This is a genomic window from Halobellus rufus (assembly GCF_000739575.1).
Classification (GTDB): Archaea; Halobacteriota; Halobacteria; order Halobacteriales; family Haloferacaceae; genus Haloquadratum; species Haloquadratum rufum.
Window position 1 is genome coordinate 18,963 of the sequence record NZ_BBJO01000016.1, and the last position, 20,320, is coordinate 39,282.

The following is a 20,320-nucleotide window of genomic DNA, read 5'->3' on the forward strand; positions in this document are numbered from 1 at the left end:
CTGTCGGGTGTCGGAGCCGTTTCCGACTACTCGACGTACTCGTAGCGCCGCTCGTTCATCCGGCCCCAGCCGGTGAAGACGAACTCCGCGGAGGGCTGAGTGAACTCCTCGACGTCGGTCTCCTTCTCGTGGTTGTGGACGTCGTGGACGAGTTCGTACTCCTCGAAGGAGAGGTCGTAGCGCTCTTCCAGTTGCTCTTCGACGTCGATCGCGTCGACGGCCTCGCGCCAGCCGTCTCGGACGGTCTCGGCGTGGATCTCCGCTTGCGCGCCGGAGCCGTAGGAGCCGACGAGCAGCTTCTCACCCGCGAGGTCGACGTCCGCGGCGGCGGCCGCTCGGAGCGCCGACAGCCGTGCGACGTGCACCGAGCCGGTGTACCAGTTGCCGACCTGCCCGGCGATCTGGATCGTCGGCTCGATGGCCGCCTCGTACCACTCGCGGTACAGGCGCGTCTCCTTCAGTTCGTCCATGTAGGCGCGGATGGCCTCCTCGAAGTCCTCGCGCTCCTCGAAGTCGGCCTCGCGGGGCTGCATCCCGATGTCGTCGGCGAGGATGTCCTCGATCTCGGTGTCGCGCGTGATGTGTCGGTAGCCGAGCAGCGCGGCCTTCCGGACCATCCCCGGGTACGGCGTGTGGAAGGGGAAGTACACGAAGTCGTCGGGGTGGGTGTCGCCAGCGACCGACTCGTAGTCTTCCAGCGCCTCGCGCATCCGCGCCAGGTAGACCTGGATCGAGCGCTTGCCGTCGACGCTCGGGAACTGTTGGTTGGGTTTGAGGAAGTCGGTCTCGTCGGCGCTGCCGTAGCCCTGCTCGGTCGAGAGCGCGACGATGTCCGGATCTTCGTCGATGAGCATCGCGACCGCACCGGCACCCTGGGTCGCCTCGCCGGGGTCGCCGCGCTCGTACAGCGCGGTGTCGGTCGCGATCACCAGCGCCGCGCGCCCGCGGTTTCGCCCCGCGCGGATCCAGTTGTACGCGTCGTCAATGACCTGCGTCCCCGAGAGGCAGGCGAACTTCCGCTCGCCCTTGTTCGCGTGGTGGAAGTCGCCGTCGTGGACCTGTTCGAGACAGCCGGCGATGTACGTCGAGACCGGTTTAGAGTTGTCGAACGCGGACTCGGTCGCGACGTCGATGCGTCCGATGTCGTCGGGCGTGAGGTCCTTCCGGTCCATCAGGCGCTTGGCGGCGTTCGCACCCATCGTGACGATGTCCTCGTAGACGTCCGGCAGCGAGGAGTACGCGATGCCGATCCCCTTCGTGTACTTTCCGGGGTCTTCGCCCTTCACCGGTGCGAACGTGTTGGCGAGATCCAGCCGGAGCTTCCCGCTCTGGAACTCGATGGCGTCGATGCCGACGTCGGTCATACCTTCCGTATCTCGCGTACCGCTTATTGGTTTGTCGATAGCGCTGTCGACGATCGTCTAGACCTCGGCTATCTCTTGCTCGCCCGCACGAAGACGGTCTCCGCGGCTCGGTCGCCGTCGCCGTCGGTGACCCGGATCGTCACGGGAACCCGGACTTCGTCGCCCGCGGGGACGAACAGCCAGAGGGGACCGGGTGAGACCCGCAGGCTGGCCTCCGAACCGGCCGATTCGACGGCTCGCGCGTTCACCAACAGCCGGTCGAGGACTCCGCCTCCGACCCGGTAGTCGTACCGCAGTTCGTCGGTCGGGTGCGTGGCGTTCACGCTCACGTCGACGTCGACAGACTCGCCGTCGAGCACGACGCGCTCGGGATCGAGCGACGTCGACTCGATCGTCGGACCGACGTCGGGGTACATCGTCACGTTCACACGGTCTCTCGCGGTCGCGCCCGCAGGATCGGTCACGGTCAACTGCACGGTGGCGACGCGCGTCTCCGACAGCCGCGGGGCGAGCAGGACGAACCGCGGAGTGGGCGTGTCGGCCCCCACGAGTCGCAGCGCCGACTCCGAGAGGCCGCCGGTGTCGACGATCGACCACTCGTAGCCGAGGTCGTCGCCGTCGGGGTCGTAGCTGCCGGTGCCGTTCAGTTCGACGAACGGCCCCTGTGGGTCGCCTCCGTCACCGTCGTCGGCCGCCGCCGCTCCGACGGGCGCGACGGCGCGCACCGGCGGCAAGAGCGAATCCGACTCGCGTTGACCGGGATTGTCCGGCGGTCCGCGCCCGCCGCGGTCGTCCGCTTCTCTTCCGTCCTCGCTATCGTCTCCGCTTGCCCGCTCTCCCCCGTCGACGCCTTCGAGGGCGACGTCGTCGCCCGCGTCGGCGACCGGCGGGCGGTTGCGCGCGAGCACGGTCACCGCCGTCCGGTCGACGTCGGAAGCGACGCCGTCGCTCGCAGTCACCTGGACTGACACCGTGTGGTTCGACCGGGTCACGTTCTCGCGGACCTCGACGGTCGCGTTCGGCGACCCCGCGTCGGTGAGTTCGACTGCCGACTCCGGGAGACCGCCGTAGTCGACGATCCGCCAGCGGTATTCGACCGATCCCGTCGCCCCGCCGACCGTCGCGTTCAGACCGACGATCGCGCCGCGTTCACCGGCGACAGATCGCTCCGGGCCGGCGTCGACGATCAGGCCGTCGTCACTCCCCTCGGCGGACTCGGACCCGCCCGTCGCTGTCGACTCGACGGTCGCGGTCTCGCTGAACAGCCGCGTTCCGGAATCAGCGTCGACGAGTGCGACCGTCACGGTCGCTCCGGCGGTTCGATTCCACGCCAGCGTCCACGTCTCGCCCGGGTCGAACGCGCCGTCGCCGCTGCCGCCGCTGAGCGTGCCGTCCGCCAGTCGGTACGTGGTCTCGCCGCCGCCGTCGGCGACGGTGACTTCGAGCGCGTCGGCCGAGAGCGACGACCCGCCGTCGTGCGAGAGCCGGAGTTCGCCCTCGGTCGCCGACAGGGCGAACTCGACGTTGGTCCCCGCCGCGCCGCCCGCCCCGCCCGCGGCACCGCCGGCTCCGCCGCCACCGCCGGAGGTGACGTAGTAACCGCCGAACGTCACCGCGCTGACGACCACGACCGTGACGAGGAGCAGGCTCCCGAGGGAGTCCGCCTGCGCCCGGTCGATACCACTCATTACAGACCGTAGCGCCGGGGGCGTCCTGAACCTTTCCCGCCGATTATAGCTAGCAAGGAGAATACCTGCGGCTTTAGCCGCAGAATGAATCCGACAAGCCCTTTCACAAACCACCGTTCGATGGAAGTTCTGAGTTTCCAATCCGTAGTTTCAAGTGTTGTAAATTCGTAGCAGAGAACAAGGTCAGGTCGGAACGGAGCGATTCCGAACGGCCTTCGGAGGCGGCCACGCCGCCACTAATGAGACAGTATCTGAAAAACCAACACGGTGAACACGAATGCTAGAAGCGTTCGCCTCTGTGCCGGTTGGTCGAGCAAGCCCAAGATACCTCTGAGTCCGTCGAAGCGACGTTAACTCCTTGCTGGCAAAAACAACAGATGGGATTTACCAACGCCGAGGATAAGAGTAACGGCGGTTTGGCACCGCCAGTCAGCCACTGTTCACGATGACTGGGTTAAACGGGTTCCCGTTAAGTGGCAGAATCTTGGTTGCAAACCTGAAACTCCCACCGCTCGGGATTCCTCCGCGTTCACGCGGAGGAGGATGTCAACAGGGCTGGAAGCCGAAGTGCCGCCCGGCGGGGCCGGAGGACGGTTTCAGGGCTGTTCGAAGTAGAACGTCTTCTGGGATCCGTCGGAGGCTTCGAGTACCACGTACAGGTCCGCCGTCGACGTCGACGAGTCGGGTGCGTACTCGAGATCACGGAGGTCATTCCGTGAGACGGGGGTCCCACCACTTTCGAGGCCGTCTAGTCGGACCTCTGGAGTCTGCCCTCCGGAAACTGTCGCGTTGGTGTCCAAGGAGTAGATCCGCCCGTCGGCGACATACGGATCGTCGTTCGCACGCCCGTTGTCAAGCCTGAACTCGGGGTTCGCATCGGTGAGCGAATCAACGAGCGATCCACCGACGCCGAACCCAATCACTTCGACCACTGTACTTCCGGTGTTTTCGATTCCAAACCTGAACCGGCCGTCGTTGCTGCTTTGCGTCGTTCCACCGAAGTCCAATTGATCTGCGCTTCCCGTCCCGTCGCCCCCACCGCCGCCTCCGCCGCCTCCGCCGCCTCCGCCGCCACCGTCGGCCTGCACGTCGAGTTCGTACCGGACGTTCTCGACCCGTTCGCCGTCGAAGTCGCCGCTGTCGACGTCGTAGGCGGGGTCGCTCGACCCGACCCGCGTGGTCACTTTCACCGAGTCGTCGCCGGACGTGCTCGGCGCGGTGTACTGGTACCGGTACCGACCGGGTTCGACGACGACCCCGTCGGGAACGCTCCCGCGGACCGCAGCGGCCTCGACGGACGTTCCGATGGGGTTGTTGTACTTGTCTCGCGACTCGACGGTGAACGGGTACGTCCTGTCGGTGAACGGGCTCGCCGGCGGGTCGTCGACGCTCGTCAGGTACGCGGGTTCGGTCCCGCTGACGTTCCCGCCGACCCCCACTTTCGAGAGTTCGAGCTGATAGGTCTCACCCGGCTCGAAGTACAGTTCGACGCCGTCGGGTCGGTCGGCCACCCGGTAGACGTACGCCCCGTCTGTCCCGTCCGCGTCGGGATCGTACGCCCCGCTTCGGTCGAGGAGGGCGCGCCAGTCGTCGGCTCCGAGCCGCGAGGGGACGAACACCGAGACGTTCCCGCCAGCGTCGGTGACGCTGATCGTTCGCGTCGAGACGCTCACCGCCCGCGGATCGACCGACAGGGTGGCGCTGCCGCCGCGCGAGAGCTCACCCGAGAGCGCGACGAGGGAGATTCGCTTCCCGGAGACGATCGGCTGCCCCGTCTGCGTGACGTTCCCGCCGTCGAAGCGGTTGTACACGACGCCGTTCTCGTAGACGGTTTCGGGCGCGTCGTCGTAGTTGGCGTAGCTCGGGCGGTACGAGAGCGCTCGGGTCTCGTAGCTGTGCGTCGTCCCGTTCCAGAAGTCCGCCGTCTCGGGGTAGTCGGCTCCCGGCGTGGCGGCGTCGTCGGCGGTCGCGTTCCGCACCTCGATCGAGCCGAGCGCGTCCGTCGAGAGCGTCCCGCCGGGCGGCCCGGGGTTGACGGCGACGACCCGCGTCGGATAGCGCGTCCCGAGTTCGACGCCGACCGGAGCCGACGACCCGGTCGACGCGGTGCCCAAGATCGCGTTCCGGAGTTCGACGAGATCCGCCTGGACCCGCTCGTTGTGCTGGAACTCGACCTGCCGGTTCTCCGCGGGGACGACCGTCGCCTGGTACAGCGACAGCGAGACGACGAGAAACCCGAGGAGGAGCACCGCCCCGATCTGGACGGTCACCCCCCTGTCGTCGCCTCGGAGCATCATACCCCGGAATCCGCAGGTGCCGGATAAAAACGTGCCGCCGGGAGGCGGCCGAGGCCGAAGGGGATCTCGGTTCCACGCCCGTGCATCGTCCGGTCCGTTTCGGCCGGTCGCGCGCCCGACTCCGACGCTCCGTCGCGGACGCCCGATCGACGACCGAGCGACGCGAGCGCGCTCAGTCCTCTTCTTCTTCGACGACTTCGGGATCGCTCATCGCGCTCTGGAGGCTGTCGAGTCCGTTGACCCACTCGGAGACGAGGCCGTACTCGAGTTCCTCGGCGACGGTCATGTCGAGTTCGTCGCCAGCGATGATCCGCGTGCCCGCCTGAACGAGGTAGCCCAGCGCGGCGTCCATATCGTCTTCCTGCTCGGCCGCGGCGGCGGCCTCGACGTACTCTTCGAGGGGCGCTTCCTCGGACGCGCCCGCGACGATGTACTCCTCGGCGGCGTAGAACACGCAGACGAGGCTCGTCTGGACGCCGTCGATGAGCATCGCCTTGTCCTCGCGCGCGGCCTCGTCGTCGATCTCCAGTTCGGGTTCCGCGAGGACGATCGTCCGGACGCGTTCGAGCTCCTCGATGGCCTCCTCGTCGTCGAGGCGACCTTCCTCGAACGCGGAGACGATCTTCGCGACCGCGATGGCGGCGTCGTCCTGCAGGTTCAACAGCAGCCGCGCGGAGTCTTCGTTCTCGGGGTCGAGCTCCTCCTCCTCGACGCGCGAGAGCCAGTTCTGCCAGCGTTCTTCGGTGTAGTAGGTCTCCTCGGCCTCGGTCATACTCCACCATTCCCGCCGGGATTCAAATGCCTTTCTTGTCGGCAGCCACGTGTCGGGTGAGACCGGGTGCCACCGAATCCGCCGCTGCGTCCCCGTCGAGGACTTCGTGAGCACGCTCTCTCCTCGTCGTCGCCCTCACCGCGACAGCGTCTCTCGCGTGTCGATGTCGTAGACGCGCGCCGGGGTTTCGACGTGCGCGCGCTCGACGGCCTCGTCGCACCCCTGGTCGAGCAGCCACCGCACGCGACGTGGCACGGTCTTCGGGCCGAGGACCGCGCCGGGTCGGTCGGGGTCGTCGACGAAGTCCGTCTCCATCAGGAACGGTTCGTCCGCGTCGGCCGCCGTCCTCAGCCGATCCTTCTCGCTCATCACGCTCGGCGTCGGACCCGCGAGCGTCCCGCCGGCGTAGTGTTTGACGACCCGGTGAGCGGGGAGCCCGCGCTCTTCGGCCCACTCGGCGACCTCGGTGAGGTCCTCGGCTGCCTCGGTGTGCAACTGCACGGCGCAGTCGAGGTCCGCACCCAACTCGAAGGCGTGTCTCATCACGTCGTTGGAGGCGTCCCAGACAGCCTCCGTGACGTCGTAGTGGGGGCGACCGGATTTCAGCGCGAGCGCGTCGCCCGCGCGGACGTACTCGGCGGCACAGTCGAGTCCGGCACACATCAGTTCCCGCGCCTCCGCGGGTGAGTATCCGCGGTCGTCGACGAGTCGGGAGACGAGACCGGGGTGAACGCCGAGGACGGGCCACGCGCGCCCGGGGAGGATCTCGTTCGCCTCGCGGACGACCTCGCGGGTCGTCTCGAAGACCGGGCGGAAGTCCGCCCCGGACTCGGGTTCGACGCCGAGGAGCCACGACGGTTTGTTCACCACGAGGAGGTGCGTGCCGCCGAGCCGAGCGAAGTCGCGGACGGCGTCGAGTCCCCTGCCGTGTTCGGGGTCGAGATGGAGGTGGTTGTCGAGCACCGGCGTGCCGAGTTCTTCCATACGCGGTCTCTGCCCCGCGATCCCAAAAGTTCGTCCGCTTTCGCCCCGGCCGCTGCGACTCGCCCGGCGGCGTTCGGCCCCGTCGTCAGGGTTCGGTCGCTTTTCGCACCCGACGTCCGGACTCGATCACTCGTCGTATCCGACGAGCGTCGGGCCGTCCTCCTCGCTCTCCTCGATCGTGATCTGTTCGGTCGCCGCGTTCCGGAGCGCGTCAGACCGGCCGAACTCGCCCGGCGCGATGGCGAACGTCCGGCAGCCGTACGCGTTGGCCGTCTCGATCGCGGGCTTGAAGTCGGTATCGCGGGAGGCGATGGCGATGACGTCCGCGCGGTCTTCGATCGCAAACTGGGTCACGTCGATCGCCAGTCGGACGTCCACGTCGCCGCTCGTGACGACCACCTCGAAACCGCGCGCTTCGGCTGCCTGAATCAGCCCCGGGGTCGCGTGCTCGTCGAGGTACAGACGGAGCGCCGTGATCTGTCCCGCCGTCGCTGCCGCCTCCCGGACGTCGTCGAGGTCGACGTCGAACTCGTCGCGGAGCACGTTCGGCCCGTCGACGAAGAGCGCGACCCGTCGTTCGCCGTCGTGGCCGCCGTCGGCGACGAAGCGGCCTGCCCGCGAGTCCAGCGGGCCTCCCTGCGAATTCATACCCGCCTTTCTCGGGAGCGGACATAACGGCGGCGGATCGGTGATGTACCGGAGGCGCTCGGAAAACCGATCGACTGCGGTGCCGTCTTCCGCAATGCATATTTGCCCCTGCAGCGCCGCCACCGGCTCGAATCTCGACATCGTCGAGATGGGACTGGTGCAGTCAGTCGAGGCCGCGGAGCCGGAACGCTGAACGCGCTCGGGGCCAGCGGACGATACGGGACAGTGAGTCGCCGTCGGGACGTCCGTACCGCGTTCAGTACTGCTAAGTGCTACCAAGCGTACTAGCACTTATGTCAGATATCCGTCCCCCAACGGCGGAGGAGATCGAACAGTACGCCGCCGAGCAGTTCATCTCACTCTCCGAGGAGGAAGTCGAAGAGCTCAGCGCGGTCATTCCGCAACTCCTCGGTGCGTACGAACGGCTGGACGAACTGTCCCCGTCAAAACCGGCGGTGAAGTACCCCGACCGTGAGGAGGGTGACGAGCCGACGCCCGAGGAGGACCCACTCAATGCCACCATCCGTGCGTGTACGGTCGAGGGAGCCGACACCGGGCTGCTGGCGGAGTACGACGTCGGCCTGAAAGACAACGTCTCGCTGGCCGACGTCGAGATGACGTTCGGATCGGACGTCGTCCCGCAGTACGTTCCCTCGATCGACGCCACGATTGTCACGCGACTGCTCGACGCCGGGGGAACGATCACGTCCAAGCTCAATATGGAGAACCTCGCGTTCTCCGGGAGCGGCGAGATGTCCGCGTACGGCCCCGTTCTCAACCCGCACGACGAGGGCCACCTCGCGGGCGGCTCTTCGAGCGGCTCGGCCGCCGCGGTCGTCGCCGGCGACGTCGACATCGCGATCGGCGGCGACCAGGCCGGCTCGATTCGCATCCCCGCATCGTGGTGCGGGTGCGTGGGACACAAGCCGACCTACGGGTTGGTTCCCTACACGGGGATTCTCGGGCTCGGCCGCTCGTTCGACCATACGGGCCCCCTCGCCCGGACCGTCTCCGACTGTGCCCGCGCGCTCGAAGCGATCGCCGGTAAGGACCCACTCGACCCGCGGCAGGGGGCCGTCAGAACCCAACCGTACGCGGACGCCGTCGACGAAGGGCCGACGCCGGACGAGTTCACGATCGGCGTCGTAGACCAGGGGTTCGGCCGCGAAGAGAGCGAGCCGGGCGTGGACGAGACCGTGCGAGCGGCCCTAGACGACTTCGCCGACGCCGGCGCGACAGTCACCGAGGTCGCGATTCCGATGCACTTGGACGGTGTTCCCATCTGGAACGGCATCGCCAACGAGGAGACGACGGCGACGATCGACGGCGAGGGGATCGGCCACTTCGGAAACGGCTACTACGACACCGAGCTGATGGCCGCGTTCGCCGAGGCCCGCCGCGAGAACGCCGATCGGTACCCACCGACGGTCAAACTCGTCGCGACCATCGGGGAGTTCCTCGCCGAGGAACACCACAGCCACTACTACGGGAAGGCACAGAACCTGTCGCGCGACCTCGCGAAAGCCTACGACGAGGTACTCGCGGACGTCGACCTGCTCGCGATGCCGACGACGCCACAGACGGCACACGAGCGGATCGACGAGCCGACCAATCTCCAGATCATCGAACGCGCGGTAAACCAGATCCAGAACACGTGCCCGTTCGATGTCACCGGCCATCCGGCCGTTTCCGTCCCCGCCGGCAGCAGCGACGGGCTCCCGGTGGGCCTGATGTTCGTCGGCGAGCACTTCGACGATGCGACCGTGTTGCAGGCGGCTCACGCCTTCGAGCAACACGTCGCGTAGCGCTCTCGATCCTGGTCGTCGATCGCTGACGAAAATCTCTGCCATATCTCGGACGGCTCCCCTGTCGCTCGTTGCCTCTCCTCCCGTCTCCCGTCGCTCGTTTCGAAAGCGGTGCTGAGATTCGGCGTTGCGACGGTGATTTACGACCCTCGATCGCACTACTCGTGTAAGCTCGCCCCCGCAGAGGGGGAGGGTGTCAATGCTGTCGGAACACGGGAGTCCGAGGGACGAAAACCAATCTGACCACACGAACGAGACTCCGGCGTGAGACATAGAGGGAAGTTATCTACGAGTATGTCCCACTACAGGGCCTCCTTCGAGATGAACTCGAAGACCGATTCGTACGCCGCCCGGCGCATACTGGAGCAGGCATACGATACAATCCGAGAAGAGTCACGGAGCGTTCGAGAAGGGACGGACGACGCCGATGAACTTCTGGCAGCGTTCCGGACGCTTCGAGACGCAGCGAAGCGGCCCACGCCGGGGCGACTGACCATCACCTACGAACAGTACGACGGAGAATTCGAGGACTGATGTCGTGGGCTCTTCGCCGGAGCCGCCCCAGTTGCCTCTGAGAACTTACGGCTACACGCGGGTTGTCGGCGGGGCGAATACAGCCTCTGTCGTCTGCTGGCTCCACCGAGTATTAGTAACATTTGCAAGTCTTCACTCACTCGATCGCACGACTGCGTGCGATCGGATGAGCAATTAGTTGCAAATGCTACTAACAGTGCGTCAACGTCACTACCTGCGACTGACGGTCTCGTACGAACGTTAATTCTCCTGGCCGTCCTACTATACATATGGTCGAGTTTCCAGACGAACGACAGCTCGTACTACTTGCTCGTTCACACTTGGACGAATGGACGAAAAGTGCCCGAATGGAGGCGTACACGGAACTGTTCGAAGGTGACGATCCCGTCCTCTCCCCCGAAGAGGTGCAACTTCTCGACGCACTCGACTCGGAACTGGAGCGACAGGGCGGCGACGGGATCTGGGGGACCGATCAATACGGAATCCACACGGCGGGGACTTCGGGCTCTGCCACCTCACTCGGCGTCGTCTGTGTCTATCACCCACAAATCACTGAGGACTCCGTCCTCCGCGGCGACGACAAACTCGACGACGAGACCGAAGAGCGACTCAACGCGGCACTCTGGCAATACAGCCAGCGCGTCGCGACACTCATCGAAGCCGAACTCGATGAGTTCGTCCGTCGAACGGAGCGTTGACATCTCAGAGCACCGAATCGACGTGGCTGTGCTGACCGTCGGGAGTCCGAATGGAACCGCGATTCCAACCAATCAGGGGCTCGAACTGTTCTGACTCTGCGACTGGAGGGAAATACCTAGCAGTGGGGAAGCCAGCTAGAGACGGATCGACGTCGTGTATTCATCCACCGAGCCACCACCCGTAGAGCCGTTTCTGCTCGTCTGCGTCGGGATGCTTTTTCGACTTGCCGTAGGTTTTCCCTTTGAGGAGTTGGCGCTCGACTGCGTTCGCTGCGAGACGAAGCGCGTGGGAGGCACCGTACCCCTCCCCATCAGCAGTAAAGTAGCCGCGGTCGGTGACCAGTCGAATCCGCGCTAGCACCAGCGGCACGCCCCGGGTCTGTTCCTTGTGCTCCTGCAGTTCGATGCTGGCTTTGATTACGCTCATCTCACCGTACTTCGAGGCCATCTTCTCGATTAACGTCGAGACGTCGTCGTAGGTCATCTCTTCCAACAGGTCGAGCCCGAACACCTGCACGGCGTTCCGGTCGTCGCGCTCCCAAGTGAGTGCCTCGATGACGTCTGTCTTTGTGATGATACCGACCGGCTCGTCGGTGTCGTTGTCCGTGACCACGAGCGAGGAGATCTCTTGCTCGAACATCGTCTCGACGACCTCGTCGAGCGGTTCGCTCCGTTCGACTGCTACGACTGTGTCGGACATCAGATTCCGTATCGGGAGATCGAGCATCCGGTCGACGTCGCCCTCGCGCGCGCCGAACCCACCGCGGTTCTGCCCCCCGCCACCGCGGCCACCGAAACCGCTCGACGACCCGCCCTGACTCTTGCTGCCGCCCCGCGTCGTGAACTCGATGACGTCGTACAAGCTCACCATTCCCGCGAGGTCGTCTCCGTCGACGACTGGCAGATGAGCGATCCCAGCTTCTCGAAGTATGTGAAGCGCTTTCCCGATGGTGGTTTCAGGGGTCGCACTGATCAGTTCCGCCGAGTAGGCGTCGCCGACGGTCACCGCATCGAGAAACGGCCGGACCGCCTCAAGCACGTCATCGCCAGTCACCACTCCGTAGACCCGGCCCTCGTCGAGGACGGGGAGCGTTTTGGCGTCGCTGCCGATCATAAGCCGCGCGACCTCGCGGACGTCTTCGGTACGGTCGACAGTCGGAACGTGCTGTACCTGTGAGCCGACCTTCGCAGACGGCTGGTTGGACGAGGACGCCAGCTGTCGGCGACTCACCACGCCACGGTACTCCTCGCCATCAGTTACGATGACGGCGTCGAGTTCCTGATTCTCGAACGCCCCGGCGACCTTCGAGAGCGGTGTACCGACGTCGAACTCGGTGAATTTCGTCGAGAGTATCTCGGAGATGTTCATGAGTAGCTCCCTAACAGTAGGGGCGCTGGACGGTTATGCCTACCCTTGATTTTGAAAGGCGAGGATGCTGGGCCTCGCTCGTGTTCACGGAAAGTATCTCGGTCGATGGATACGACCGAGATTTGATATCGCACTATAGGATTTATTCGCCTCACGATACGCGCCGCTCACGGCCGACATACCAAAACATTTCTTGCCGCAACCCTACGCTCCGGATATGGCCCTTCGGAAGCCGCCGCTGCACGACGTGTACGCCGCGGACGCGAGTTTCACCGGCTTCGGCGGGTGGGAGATGCCCGTCGAGTTCGACTCGATCCGGGCGGAACACGCCGCCGTTCGGGAGTCAGTCGGGATCTTCGACGTATCACATATGGGTGAGATCGCCGTCAGCGGTCCCGACGCGACCGCGCTGATGCAGCGACTCACCTCGAACGACGTGACCCGGCTCTCGCCGGGAGAGTCGCAGTACTCGGCGATCACCGACGAATCGGGGATCATCATCGACGATACGATCGTCTACCGACTGCCCGAAACGAGAGACGCGGAGTTCCTCTTCGTCCCGAACGCCGGTCACGACGAGGAGATCAACCAACGCTGGGTCGACCACTGCGAGGAGTGGGGGCTCGACGCAGACGTCGAGAACCAGACCGAAGACTGGGCGATGGTGGCAGTACAGGGGCCAGACGCCGCCGCGACCGTCGACAGCGTGACCGACGCCGACGTGACGTCGCTGTCGAAGGGTAACCTCGTCGAGAGCGACGTCGCTACCGTCGAGTCGCTCGTCGCGCGAACGGGGTACACCGGCGAGGACGGATTCGAGATCCTCTGTCCGACGGCGGACGCCGAGGCCGTCTGGACGGCCTTCGCCGGGGATTGTACGCCCTGTGGGCTCGGATCGCGGGACACGCTCCGAACCGAGATGGGGTTCCTCCTCTCGGGGCAGGACTTCGATCCCGAGGACGAGCCCCGGACGCCCTACGAGGCCGGAATCGGCTGGACCGTCGCGCTCGACACCGAGTTCGTCGGCCGCGACGCGTTGGCGGCAGCCGAATCCGAGGGGGTCGAGGAAACCTTCGTCGGGCTCGTCCTCCGCGAACGCGGGGTCGCCCGCCACGGCTACGACATCGTCGCCGACGGCGAGTCCATCGGTCACGTGACGAGCGGGACGATGAGTCCCACGCTGGGCGAGGCGATCGCCCTCGGCTACGTACCGACGTCGTACGCCGAGCCCGGAACGGAGGTCGCCGTCGACGTTCGCGGTCGGGAGAAACGCGCTGAAATCGCCGCTACACCATTCATCGAGGACCACTAATGTTCGAAGCACCTGAAGACCGGAAGTACCTGGAATCGCACGAGTACGCAACCACCGACGGCGAGACCGCGACGGTCGGCATCTCCGACTTCGCGCAGGACGAACTCGGCGACGTCGTGTTCGTCGAACTGCCCGAGGTCGGCGACGAGATCACTCAGCACGAGGAGTTCGGCGTTGTCGAGTCGATCAAGGCCGTCTCGGACCTCTATGCGCCGGTCTCGGGGACGGTCACCGCCGTCAACGAGGCGCTGTTCGACCAGCCCGAACTGGTCAACGAGGACCCCTACGGCGACGGCTGGCTGCTCGAAGTCGAGGTCGCCGACGACCGGAGTTCGAAGACCTCCTCTCCGCCGAGGAGTACCGCGAGCAAACCGAGTGAGCGCCAGTGAACGAGAACGCCGCTTCGGCGGTGCACCGACTCGAAACCGCCCGACCCAGCGGAGACAGAGATGACTGACACGTCACGACACGAACGAACCGACGGAAGCCCCTACGCACCGCACACGTCCGAGGAAACCGCCGAGATGCTCGCGGCCGTCGGCGTCGAGAGCGAGGCGGAGCTTTTCGACGTTCCCGAGCCAGTCCGTTTCGACGGCGAACTCGGGATCGACTCCCGCAGCGAACGAGAGCTCCGCGCGGAGCTCTCGGAGACCCTCGCGAAGAACGACGATCTGACGGAGTTCCTCGGCCGGGACCACCACTCACACTACGTCCCGTCGGTCGTCGAGGACCTCACGCGCCGCTCGGAGTTTCTGACCTCCTACACGCAGTACCAACCCGAGATTACGCAGGGGTTCCTGCAGGCGCTGTTCGAGTACCAGTCGCTGCTCGTGGAGCTGACCGGGCTGCCGGTCGCGAACTGTTCGATGTACGACGCGGCGACGGCGCTCGGCGAGGCCGCGCGTCTGGCCGGCCGCGTCCGGCAGGCGTCGGGAACGACGGTGTTGATCCCCGAGATCCTCCACGACAACAAGCGCGAGGTGCTGGCGAACTACGTCGACGGCACCGACCTGGAAATCGGGACGTACCCGATGGACGACGGCAACGTCGACGTCGACGCCCTCGCCGAGCACGTCGGCGACGAGACGGTGATGGTGTACGTCGAGAACCCGACCGTCCGCGGGACGATCGAGGAGCGCCTCGCCGAGGTCGGCGAGATCGCCGACGGGGCCGACGCGCTGTTCTGTCTCGGCACCGACGTCGTCGCGCTCGGCCTGCTCGAAGAACCGGCGAGTGTCGGCGCCGACGTCGTCGTCGGCGAGGCCGACGCGCTCGGGCTGCCGACGGCGTACGGGATGGGCCTCGGGCTCTTCGCCACCCGTGAGACGTTCCTCCGACAGGTACCCGGACGCCTCGTCGGCGCGGGCGAGGACGCCGCCGGCAAGCGCGCGTTCACGCTGACGCTGCAGACGCGCGAACAACACATCCGGAAGGAGCGCGCGACCTCGAACATCTGCACGAACCAGGCGTGGGTGGCGCTACGGACGGCGATGCACCTCGCGTATCTGGGGCCCGACGGGCTCGTCGACCTCGCGGGTCAGTGCGTCCGCGAGGCAGAATCGCTCTCGGAGGCGCTGAACGGCCTTCGCGGCGTCAAAGCGCCGGTTCACGAGCGACACCACTTCCGCGAGTTCCTCGCTCGGACCGACCAGCCCGCGCCCGCCATCGCGCGGGATCTCGAAACGAACGGCTTCGCCGTCCACGTCGTCGACGATCACCTGTTGCAGGTGTGCGTCACCGACGTGAACGCCGCGCAGACGGACGCCCTCGTCGAGGCGTTCGAGGAGGCACTATGAACTACGATCAGGCACGCTACGGCGACGAGGACCGCTACGAACCGCTGCTCTCGGAGAAGGACACCACGAGCGTCGACGTCGACGAGGCGTCACCGCTGCCGGAGGACCTGACCCGCGACAGCCTCGAACTCCCGAGGCTTTCCGAGCCCGAACTGGCCCGCCACTACACGCGGCTCTCGCAGATGAACTGGAGCGTCGAGAGCGGGCCGTACCCGCTCGGCTCCTGTACGATGAAGTACAATCCGTCCTTCACCGAGGACGTCGCGGCCGATCCCAGCGGGGCGGTCCACCCGGACCGCTCCGACGGAACGATCCAGGGCACGCTCGAACTGCTCTACGGGCTGCAGGACTACCTCGCGCGGATCGGCGGGATGGACGCGGTGACGCTGCAGCCGCCCGCGGGCGCGGCCGGCGAGTTCACCGGCATTCTGGTCGCGAAGGCGTACCACGAGGCCAACGACGACGAGCGCTCCGAGGTGATCGTACCGGCGTCGGCGCACGGGACGAACTTCGCGAGCGCGGCGATGGCCGGCTACGACGTCGTTGAACTCCCATCCGGCGAAGACGGCCGCGTCGACCTCGAAGCCCTCGAGGCCGCCGTCTCCGAGGAGACCGCGGCCTTGATGCTCACGAACCCCAACACCGTCGGGGTGTTCGAGCGCGACATCGAGGAGATCGCCGAGATCGTCCACGACGCGGGCGGCCTGCTGTACTACGACGGCGCGAACCTCAACGCGCTGCTCGGACAGGCCCGCCCCGGCGACATGGGCTTCGACGTGATGCACTACAACGTCCACAAGACGTTCGCGACGCCGCACGGCGGCGGCGGTCCCGGTGCGGGCCCCGTCGGCGTCACCGAGGAACTCGCGGAGTTCCTCCCCAGCCCGCAGGTCCGCGAACGCGAGGGCCACTACGAGCTGTACGAGCCCGAACAGAGTATCGGGAAGGTCCACGGCTACCAGGGCAACTGGCTCGTGTTGGTGAAGGCGTACGCCTACATCGCCCGACTCGGCGACGCCGGGCTGAAAGACGCCGCCGCGAAGGCGGTGTTGAACGCGAACTACCTCGCCTCACAGATCGATCTCGACATCCCGTACGGACCGTTCCATCACGAGTTCGCCGCCACGGCGGGCGACCGAGATGCCGCGGACGTCGCAAAGCGGATGCTCGATTATGGCGTCCACCCGCCGACGACGAAGTGGCCCGAATTCGTCCCGGAAGCAATGCTCACCGAACCCACGGAGGCCGAGAGCCTCGACTCTCTTGAGGACCTCGCGGACGCCTTCGACAGCGCGATGAACGACTCAACGGAAGAAATCGAATCCGCGCCCTCGAAGACGACTGCAGGGCGAATCGATCAGGCGGCCGCCGCGCGGAACCCGCGGCTCTCCTGGCGTGCGCTCGGCGAAGAAGAATAGGCTGCTTTTATAATTCGGCTTTCGCGGTGCTGATACCGTTGATCTCGATGAAGCCGTAGCCGCACTCGTTGCAGCGCCACTTCGTCTTCGTCCCGAGGTGAAGCGTCGTTGACGCCGTCTTCCAGAATCCCGTGTGACCACACTCGGGGCACTCATATTCGCGTTCGAGGCTCATACCCGCGGTTTTCGTGTGGATCGTGTTGAAGATACTGATTCCGGGGAAAAGACACCACTGTTAAATCACATATCGCGATATTAATTCCGTCTATTCAGAAGTTGAGACCGGTTGTCTCAATTCACTCGTTCGTTGACCGCTCTCCCTCGTAGGCGTCGAACCAGCCGCTGACCGTCTGTTGGAGCGCTCCGGTGGTGCTCCCGAGGTTCAACATCTGGTAGCCGTTCGCCGCTTTTTCGTTGACATCGTCCATCCCGAAGCCGAGACCGGCGACGGGAACACCTGCGTCGACGGCGTTCGAGCGGATCGTCTCGACGGCCTTCTGCACGTCCGGATGGTCGATTTCCCCGGGACAGCCGAGCGATACGGAGAGGTCGAGCGGGCCGATGAAGACGAACCCCAGTTCCGGGACATCTAAGATCGCCTCCAGATTTTCGACGGACGCCTCGGTTTCGATGGTCACGCCCACCATCGTCTCCCGGTCTTCGGCGGCGATGTAGTCGTCAGCGAGCCCCCAGCGTCGGGCCCGGGGAGAAGCCAGCCCCCGATGACCGGGGGCCCCATCGTAGCGGAACCGAGCGGATTTGACCGCCTTACGGACCTCTTCCGCCGTCTCCACGCGTGGGAGAAAGACGTTCCTGGCCCCGAGATCGAGAGCCTTCCGGACCAGCGTCGGGTCCGTATCGGGGAGTCTGACGAGCAGTTCGAGGTCCGTCCGTTCGGCCGCGCGTAGTAGGTCTTCCATCAGATTCGCGTCCCACGGATCCGGCCCACCGTGTTCGAGATCGATCCAGACGAAATCCACGTCGAGTTCACCGTAGAACTCCACGAGTGTGGGGCTGTACGTGTTGTCGAGCAGGCCGAGCGCAACGCCTCCGCTCTCTAACGTGTCTGCAAGGTCGTTCGTCGACGCTGGCTGATCCATAGACATATGTTCCGGCACGGGTCGGAAACGTCTACTGCACAGATAGCCATATTTAGTTGAGCGATTACAGCCGTACAACCGGCTTCGAGTGGGAAATGAGAGGGGGCGCTCTCGACGAATACGGCTGATTCACGGAGCGAAGGCACGGGTTCTGCAATGCGATCCCGACAAGCGTCCACACAGTTATCCGAATCGGACGCCTATCTGAAAGTATGTCAGACGACAAACGAGACCGAGACGAGAACGCAGACGACGACCAGCCACAACAGGCAGAGCGGAAGCAAGAGAGTGTGCGTAACCGCGCTACCGAAGACCGAGCAATGAGTGGCGACGCCGGTGGGCGGCTTGGTGACCTCGACGAGGCACTCGAATCTCATACTTATCCAACCACGACAGATGAACTGGTTGGGGCCTACGGAGACTACGAGGTCGAAACGCAGGGTGGAACGGAGTCCCTCGAAGAAGTGCTCGCCTCAACCGACAACCAGACCTACGACTCCGCCGATGATGCCCGAAGTCGAATACTGGGGTTAATACATCGATAACGGATCGCACCGCCCCGATTTCTGTTCGGTCTCGAGATCGTCGCTACGCTTTTGTTATTTCGCTGTGATTTTCTCGTATGGCTTCGTTCACTGACGGCGTCGCGGTCGTCACGGGCGGCGGATCGGGAATCGGCGAGACCACGGCGATCGAGTTCACCGAGCGCGGAGCGAGCGTCGTCGTCGCCGACGTCGACGTCGCGGGCGGCGAAGCGACCGTCGAGGCGATCAAGGAGGCCGGCGGCGACGCGCGGTTCGTCGAGACCGATGTCACCGACCCCGACGCGGCGCGAGAGATGGTTGACGTCGCGGTCGAGGAGTTCGGGGGGCTCGATTACGCGTTCAACAACGCCGGGATCGGCGGTGCGCAGACGCCGATCACCGACTACGACCCCGAGGACTGGCAGCGCGTCGTCGACGTGAACCTGGTTGGCGTATTCAACTGCCTGAAACCCGAGATCGAACAGATGCAGGCGGAGGATGGCGGTGCGATCGTCAACAACTCCTCGATTCTGGGGCACGTCGGGTTCGCGTCCTCGTCGGGCTACGTCGCGGCGAAGCACGGGATATTGGGGCTGACGAAGACCGCTGCACTGGAGAACGGCGAGACCGGCGTCCGCGTCAACGCCGTCTGTCCGGGGTTCATCGAGACCCCCCTGCTGGAAGAAGGCGGGATCACCTCTGACCCGGAGATGCGGAAACAGATCGAGGGGCTGCACGCGATGAACCGGTTGGGGACGCCGCAGGAGATCGCCGACGCGGTCTGCTGGCTCTGCTCCTCGGAAGCGTCGTTCGTCACCGGTGAGGCGCTCGGCGTCGAGGGTGGCTACCTGAGTCGTTGAGTCGAGGGAAGCGCGCTCCTCACCGTTCGTCGTCGCCTTCGTCTCCGGGCCGACCGTTGGCCGCCTCTCGGAGTTCGATCGCTCGCTCGCTGGAGACGTCCAGATCGGGGACGGGAACCGGTTCGTTGTCGTCGTCGATCGCGACGTAGATGAAGTGCGACTCGGTCGTGAGTTCGGCGTCGGCCGTGAGCGGGTCCTCGCTGAACGCGCGCAGGTAGACGTTCACGCTCGTCGTGCCCGCGTCGTAGACGTACGCCTTGATCAGCGCCGCGTTCCCGCGGGGGATCGGCCGGTGGAAGTCGACGCGCTCCATCCGCGCGGTGACGACCGGCTCGCCCGCGAAGCGCATCGCCGACATCGCCCCGACCTCGTCCATCCACTTGACGACGTTGCCCCCGTGGGCCACGTCGTTGTAGTTGATGTCGTTGGGTTGGACGAGCACGCGGTTCTCGACGTACGTCTCTTCGAGCGGGATCATTACCCGACGTTCCGCGACGTCCGTAATTGATCTGTCGTCTGCGGACCGGTCCGACAGCGCGGCACGGCCGGTCGACCCCCGACGCCGGGACGCTTACGGTTCTCGACGCCCTTGTGCACCCGTGGACGAAGACGGACTCGTCATCGGACTCACCGCGGTGCTCGCCGGGACGACGGTGCTCTTCGTCGTCCTCGGATTCGCCTATCAGCCGCTGTTGCTGCTGTTCGCGACCATCTTCGGCGCGGCGACGTATCTGCTCTGGTACCACGCGAGCGGGCGACTCGGCGAGCGAGTCCGGCGGACGGCCGCGAACGCCGAGCGCGGGCGTCGGCGGCGCGCCACCGCGGCCGGGCGGGGACCGCGAGACTTCCAGGGATTCGGCCCGGGCCGGCGCGCGTCCGCCGGGGGCCAACGCCGGCAGCGACGCGAAGCCGCCGGTGAGCGACGACGGTCGGGCGGCGCGCGAGGCGACCCGAACGAGCCGACGCTCGCGGAGGCGTACCGGACGCTCGGCCTCGACGCCGACGCCGACGACGCGGCGGTGAAAGCCGCCTACCGCGAGCGCGTGAAGACTACCCATCCCGACACCGACGGTGGCGACGAGGAGCAGTTCAAGCGCGTGAACCGCGCGTACGAACGCATCAGGGAGTGAGTCGAGCGGGCGGGAGTGACC

The 20,320-nt window shown here is 65.7% G+C and carries 19 protein-coding genes and 1 pseudogene; 10 read left to right on the forward strand and 10 right to left on the reverse strand.

Annotated features, from left to right (window positions below; genetic code table 11):
* Positions 1-26 precede the first annotated feature (26 nt).
* The 6 genes from hmgB to ACP99_RS08740 all read right to left on the reverse strand — a co-directional run bounded on the left by hmgB (position 27) and on the right by ACP99_RS08740 (position 7,753).
* Positions 27-1,364 carry a hydroxymethylglutaryl-CoA synthase gene (hmgB, locus tag ACP99_RS08715; protein WP_049986232.1) on the reverse strand — a complete coding sequence of 446 codons (1,338 nt, stop codon included), beginning with the start codon at positions 1,362-1,364 and terminating at the stop codon, positions 27-29.
* 68 nt (positions 1,365-1,432) lie between these two features.
* The gene (locus ACP99_RS08720) at positions 1,433-3,052 is read right to left on the reverse strand and encodes a PKD domain-containing protein (protein WP_049986233.1); all 1,620 of its coding nucleotides are present in this window, start codon (positions 3,050-3,052) and stop codon (positions 1,433-1,435) included.
* Between the two features lie 596 nt (positions 3,053-3,648).
* A complete protein-coding gene (locus tag ACP99_RS08725) occupies positions 3,649-5,349 on the reverse strand; it encodes a hypothetical protein (protein WP_049986234.1) in 1,701 nt (566 codons plus the stop codon).
* Positions 5,350-5,521: 172 nt separating this feature from the next.
* Positions 5,522-6,121 (reverse strand): DUF2150 family protein, encoded by a 600-nt coding sequence (locus tag ACP99_RS08730; protein ID WP_049986235.1) that lies wholly within the window; start codon positions 6,119-6,121, stop codon positions 5,522-5,524.
* Between the two features lie 135 nt (positions 6,122-6,256).
* Positions 6,257-7,105, reverse strand: a complete 849-nt coding sequence (locus ACP99_RS08735; protein ID WP_049986236.1) for a TatD family hydrolase — start codon at positions 7,103-7,105, stop codon at positions 6,257-6,259.
* 126 nt (positions 7,106-7,231) lie between these two features.
* Positions 7,232-7,753, reverse strand: coding sequence for an NYN domain-containing protein (locus ACP99_RS08740; protein ID WP_081927311.1), 522 nt, complete (start codon positions 7,751-7,753; stop codon positions 7,232-7,234).
* A gap of 293 nt (positions 7,754-8,046) precedes the next feature.
* Between ACP99_RS08740 and ACP99_RS08745 the strand changes: the two genes are divergently transcribed.
* The 3 genes from ACP99_RS08745 to ACP99_RS08755 all read left to right on the forward strand — a co-directional run bounded on the left by ACP99_RS08745 (position 8,047) and on the right by ACP99_RS08755 (position 10,790).
* On the forward strand, positions 8,047-9,558 hold the full coding sequence (locus ACP99_RS08745; protein WP_049986237.1) for an amidase: 1,512 nt from the start codon (positions 8,047-8,049) through the stop codon (positions 9,556-9,558).
* A gap of 294 nt (positions 9,559-9,852) precedes the next feature.
* Positions 9,853-10,092 carry a hypothetical protein gene (locus ACP99_RS08750; RefSeq protein ID WP_049986238.1) on the forward strand — a complete coding sequence of 80 codons (240 nt, stop codon included), beginning with the start codon at positions 9,853-9,855 and terminating at the stop codon, positions 10,090-10,092.
* 269 nt (positions 10,093-10,361) lie between these two features.
* Positions 10,362-10,790 (forward strand): DUF7539 family protein, encoded by a 429-nt coding sequence (locus tag ACP99_RS08755; RefSeq protein ID WP_049986239.1) that lies wholly within the window; start codon positions 10,362-10,364, stop codon positions 10,788-10,790.
* A 160-nt stretch (positions 10,791-10,950) separates the two neighbouring features.
* On the opposite strand, the gene ACP99_RS08760 is transcribed toward ACP99_RS08755, so the two are convergent.
* On the reverse strand, positions 10,951-12,159 hold the full coding sequence (locus ACP99_RS08760; RefSeq protein WP_049986240.1) for a CBS domain-containing protein: 1,209 nt from the start codon (positions 12,157-12,159) through the stop codon (positions 10,951-10,953).
* A gap of 217 nt (positions 12,160-12,376) precedes the next feature.
* Here ACP99_RS08760 and gcvT point away from each other — a divergent pair, with 217 nt between their 5' ends.
* The 4 genes and pseudogenes from gcvT (at position 12,377) to gcvPB (ending at position 16,685) form a co-directional block, all read left to right on the forward strand.
* Positions 12,377-13,471 carry a glycine cleavage system aminomethyltransferase GcvT gene (gcvT, locus tag ACP99_RS08765; RefSeq protein WP_049986241.1) on the forward strand — a complete coding sequence of 365 codons (1,095 nt, stop codon included), beginning with the start codon at positions 12,377-12,379 and terminating at the stop codon, positions 13,469-13,471.
* Positions 13,471-13,850, forward strand: a pseudogene (gene gcvH, locus ACP99_RS08770) (glycine cleavage system protein GcvH). Before gcvT ends, gcvH begins: the two are co-directional and overlap by 1 nt.
* Before the next feature lie 70 nt (positions 13,851-13,920).
* A complete protein-coding gene (gene gcvPA / locus ACP99_RS08775) occupies positions 13,921-15,267 on the forward strand; it encodes an aminomethyl-transferring glycine dehydrogenase subunit GcvPA (RefSeq protein WP_049986242.1) in 1,347 nt (448 codons plus the stop codon).
* The gene (gene gcvPB / locus ACP99_RS08780; RefSeq protein ID WP_049986243.1) at positions 15,264-16,685 is read left to right on the forward strand and encodes an aminomethyl-transferring glycine dehydrogenase subunit GcvPB; all 1,422 of its coding nucleotides are present in this window, start codon (positions 15,264-15,266) and stop codon (positions 16,683-16,685) included. Before gcvPA ends, gcvPB begins: the two co-directional genes overlap by 4 nt.
* 7 nt (positions 16,686-16,692) lie before the next feature.
* Here the strand turns inward: gcvPB and ACP99_RS20480 are convergent, their stop codons facing one another.
* Together ACP99_RS20480 and ACP99_RS08785 are read right to left on the reverse strand one after the other, a co-directional pair.
* A complete protein-coding gene (locus tag ACP99_RS20480; protein ID WP_197052401.1) occupies positions 16,693-16,860 on the reverse strand; it encodes a DUF7838 family putative zinc beta-ribbon protein in 168 nt (55 codons plus the stop codon).
* Between the two features lie 121 nt (positions 16,861-16,981).
* Complete coding sequence (locus ACP99_RS08785) at positions 16,982-17,785, reverse strand: aldolase/citrate lyase family protein (RefSeq protein ID WP_049986244.1); 804 nt, start codon at positions 17,783-17,785, stop codon at positions 16,982-16,984.
* A 212-nt stretch (positions 17,786-17,997) separates the two neighbouring features.
* Here ACP99_RS08785 and ACP99_RS08790 point away from each other — a divergent pair, with 212 nt between their 5' ends.
* A complete protein-coding gene (locus ACP99_RS08790; protein WP_049986245.1) occupies positions 17,998-18,330 on the forward strand; it encodes a DUF5789 family protein in 333 nt (110 codons plus the stop codon).
* Between the two features lie 77 nt (positions 18,331-18,407).
* A complete protein-coding gene (locus ACP99_RS08795) occupies positions 18,408-19,169 on the forward strand; it encodes an SDR family NAD(P)-dependent oxidoreductase (RefSeq protein ID WP_049986246.1) in 762 nt (253 codons plus the stop codon).
* Positions 19,170-19,188: 19 nt separating this feature from the next.
* On the opposite strand, the gene ACP99_RS08800 is transcribed toward ACP99_RS08795, so the two are convergent.
* Positions 19,189-19,647 (reverse strand): acyl-CoA thioesterase, encoded by a 459-nt coding sequence (locus tag ACP99_RS08800; RefSeq protein WP_049986247.1) that lies wholly within the window; start codon positions 19,645-19,647, stop codon positions 19,189-19,191.
* A 121-nt stretch (positions 19,648-19,768) separates the two neighbouring features.
* Between ACP99_RS08800 and ACP99_RS08805 the strand changes: the two genes are divergently transcribed.
* Positions 19,769-20,299 carry a DnaJ domain-containing protein gene (locus ACP99_RS08805; protein ID WP_049986248.1) on the forward strand — a complete coding sequence of 177 codons (531 nt, stop codon included), beginning with the start codon at positions 19,769-19,771 and terminating at the stop codon, positions 20,297-20,299.
* Positions 20,300-20,320: the final 21 nt, after the last annotated feature.

Bases quoted from the DNA above. Each gene is read 5' to 3' on its own strand.
- ACP99_RS08785 (WP_049986244.1), bottom strand. From the start codon at position 17,785: ATGGATCAGCCAGCGTCGACGAACGACCTTGCAGACACGTTAGAGAGC.
- gcvPB (WP_049986243.1), top strand. From the start codon at position 15,264: ATGAACTACGATCAGGCACGCTACGGCGACGAGGACCGCTACGAACCG.
- ACP99_RS08740 (WP_081927311.1), bottom strand. From the start codon at position 7,753: ATGAATTCGCAGGGAGGCCCGCTGGACTCGCGGGCAGGCCGCTTCGTC.
- ACP99_RS20480 (WP_197052401.1), bottom strand. From the start codon at position 16,860: ATGAGCCTCGAACGCGAATATGAGTGCCCCGAGTGTGGTCACACGGGA.
- gcvT (WP_049986241.1), top strand. From the start codon at position 12,377: ATGGCCCTTCGGAAGCCGCCGCTGCACGACGTGTACGCCGCGGACGCG.
- ACP99_RS08760 (WP_049986240.1), bottom strand. From the start codon at position 12,159: ATGAACATCTCCGAGATACTCTCGACGAAATTCACCGAGTTCGACGTC.
- ACP99_RS08725 (WP_049986234.1), bottom strand. From the start codon at position 5,349: ATGATGCTCCGAGGCGACGACAGGGGGGTGACCGTCCAGATCGGGGCG.
- ACP99_RS08720 (WP_049986233.1), bottom strand. From the start codon at position 3,052: ATGAGTGGTATCGACCGGGCGCAGGCGGACTCCCTCGGGAGCCTGCTC.
- ACP99_RS08730 (WP_049986235.1), bottom strand. From the start codon at position 6,121: ATGACCGAGGCCGAGGAGACCTACTACACCGAAGAACGCTGGCAGAAC.
- ACP99_RS08750 (WP_049986238.1), top strand. From the start codon at position 9,853: ATGTCCCACTACAGGGCCTCCTTCGAGATGAACTCGAAGACCGATTCG.
- ACP99_RS08800 (WP_049986247.1), bottom strand. From the start codon at position 19,647: ATGATCCCGCTCGAAGAGACGTACGTCGAGAACCGCGTGCTCGTCCAA.
- ACP99_RS08795 (WP_049986246.1), top strand. From the start codon at position 18,408: ATGGCTTCGTTCACTGACGGCGTCGCGGTCGTCACGGGCGGCGGATCG.
- hmgB (WP_049986232.1), bottom strand. From the start codon at position 1,364: ATGACCGACGTCGGCATCGACGCCATCGAGTTCCAGAGCGGGAAGCTC.
- gcvPA (WP_049986242.1), top strand. From the start codon at position 13,921: ATGACTGACACGTCACGACACGAACGAACCGACGGAAGCCCCTACGCA.
- ACP99_RS08735 (WP_049986236.1), bottom strand. From the start codon at position 7,105: ATGGAAGAACTCGGCACGCCGGTGCTCGACAACCACCTCCATCTCGAC.
- ACP99_RS08790 (WP_049986245.1), top strand. From the start codon at position 17,998: ATGTCAGACGACAAACGAGACCGAGACGAGAACGCAGACGACGACCAG.
- ACP99_RS08745 (WP_049986237.1), top strand. From the start codon at position 8,047: ATGTCAGATATCCGTCCCCCAACGGCGGAGGAGATCGAACAGTACGCC.
- ACP99_RS08755 (WP_049986239.1), top strand. From the start codon at position 10,362: ATGGTCGAGTTTCCAGACGAACGACAGCTCGTACTACTTGCTCGTTCA.